Source organism: Bradyrhizobium sp., assembly GCF_035309285.1.
GTDB lineage: Bacteria > Pseudomonadota > Alphaproteobacteria > Rhizobiales > Xanthobacteraceae > Bradyrhizobium.
Genome location: NZ_DATGFH010000137.1, coordinates 1 through 2,004, shown reverse-complemented (window position 1 = coordinate 2,004; position 2,004 = coordinate 1). Strand labels below are relative to the sequence as shown.

2 protein-coding genes are annotated in these 2,004 nt (G+C 61.2%); both read left to right on the top strand.

Annotated elements, in window-relative coordinates:
• Positions 1 to 1,350 (top strand): NADH-quinone oxidoreductase subunit L (nuoL, locus tag VKR55_RS25940; RefSeq protein ID WP_324407864.1); only part of this gene is annotated, 1,350 nt, incomplete at its 5' end.
• The coding region (locus VKR55_RS25935) for a proton-conducting transporter transmembrane domain-containing protein (RefSeq protein ID WP_324407862.1) at positions 1,350 to 2,004 on the top strand (655 nt) is incomplete at its 3' end. The genes nuoL and VKR55_RS25935, both read left to right, overlap by 1 nt.

Below are 2,004 nucleotides of genomic sequence, written 5' to 3'. Positions count from 1 at the left end.
GATTTCGAGACCATCTTCGCGGGCGCGCCGGGTCTTGCCGGCAAAACCATCGATTTCTTCGGCTGGCACGCCGATGCCCTGACGCTGACCTGCCTGCTGCTGTTCATGGGCGCGATGGGCAAGTCGGCGCAGTTCCTGCTGCACACCTGGTTGCCGGACGCGATGGAAGGCCCGACCCCGGTGTCGGCGCTGATTCACGCCGCGACCATGGTGACCGCGGGCGTTTTCATGGTGGCGCGGCTGTCGCCGCTGTTTGAGCTTGCCCCCGACGCGCAGGCGGTGGTGATGTTCTTCGGCGCGACCACGGCCTTCTTTGCGGCGACCATCGGCCTTGTGCAGAACGACATCAAGCGCATCGTCGCCTATTCGACCTGTTCGCAGCTCGGCTACATGTTCGTGGCGATGGGGGCAGGGGCCTATTCGGTCGGCATGTTCCACCTGTTCACCCACGCCTTCTTCAAGGCGCTGCTCTTCCTGGGCTCCGGCTCGGTGATCTACGCGATGCACCACGAGCAGGACATCCGCATGATGGGCGGGTTGTGGCGCAAGATTCCCTACACTTTCACAGTGATGTGCATCGGCACGCTCGCGTTGACCGGCTTTCCGTTCTTCGCGGGAAATTTCTCGAAGGACGCGATCATCGAGTCGGCTTATGCTTCGCATAACCCGCTCGCCGTCTACGCTTTCATCCTGACGGTGGTGTCCGCGGGCCTCACTGCGTTTTATTCGTGGCGGTTGATCTTCAAGACGTTCTTCGGCGAGCCGTACGACGAGGAGCATTATGAGGCAGCGCATGAGAGCCCGATCTGGATGCTGATCCCTATCGGCGTCCTCGCCATTGGCTCGATCGCGTCCGGTTTCCCCTTCAAGGAGCTGTTCGCCGGCAACGGCGTTGACGAGTTCTTCCGCGAATCCGTGAAGATGAACCCGCATATCATCGAGGACATGGAGCAGATTCCCGAATACATCAAAGTGCTGCCGCTGGTGGCGATGGGCATCGGCCTCCTCATCTCCTACATCTTCTATATCCAGCGACCCTATCTGCCCGAAGACCTCGCCGCGCAGCAGCCGATGCTGTACCAGTTCCTGCTCAACAAATGGTATTTTGACGAGCTGTATGAGCTGATCTTCGTCCGGCCAGCGAAAGCGATCGGACGCTTCCTCTGGAAATTCGGCGACGGCTATATCATAGACGGCTTCGGCCCCGATGGCGTCTCCGCACGCGTGCTCGACATCACCCGCAACGTCGTCAAGATCCAGACCGGCTATCTCTACCACTACGCCTTTGCGATGCTGATTGGCGTGGCGGGCCTGATCACCTGGTTCATGTTCGGCTTGGGAGGCCAGTGATGACAACCTGGCCCATCCTTTCCGTCGTCACCTTCCTGCCGCTGTTCGGCGCGCTCCTGGTCTATCTGCTTGCCCGCGGCGGCGACGACGCCGCGAATCGCAACGCGCGCTGGATCGCGCTGTGGACCACGCTCGTCACATTCGCCCTTTCGCTGATCCTGGTCTGGCGCTTCGATCCTGCGCAGACCGACTTCCAGTTCGTCGAGAAGGCGACCTGGCTTGCGACCGGCATCACCTATCACATGGGCGTCGACGGCATCTCGCTGCCGCTCCTGATCCTGACGACCGCGATCCTGCCGCTCTGCATCATCGCGAGCTGGAAGGCGATCACCGCGCGCGTGCCTGAATACATGATGGCATTCTTGGTCCTGGAAACGCTGATGGTCGGCACCTTCGCGGCGCTCGACCTGGTGCTGTTCTACCTGTTCTTCGAGGGCGGCCTGATCCCGATGTTCCTGATCATTGGCGTGTGGGGCGGCAAGCGGCGCGTCTACGCGGCCTTCAAGTTTTTCCTCTACACGCTGCTCGGCTCGGTCCTGATGCTGCTCGCGATCATCGCCATCTACTGGCAGATCGGCACGACCGACCTGCCGACGGCGATGGAGAAGCTCAACCTGCCGTTCCAATGGCAGTTCTGGCTGTGGCTCGCCTTCT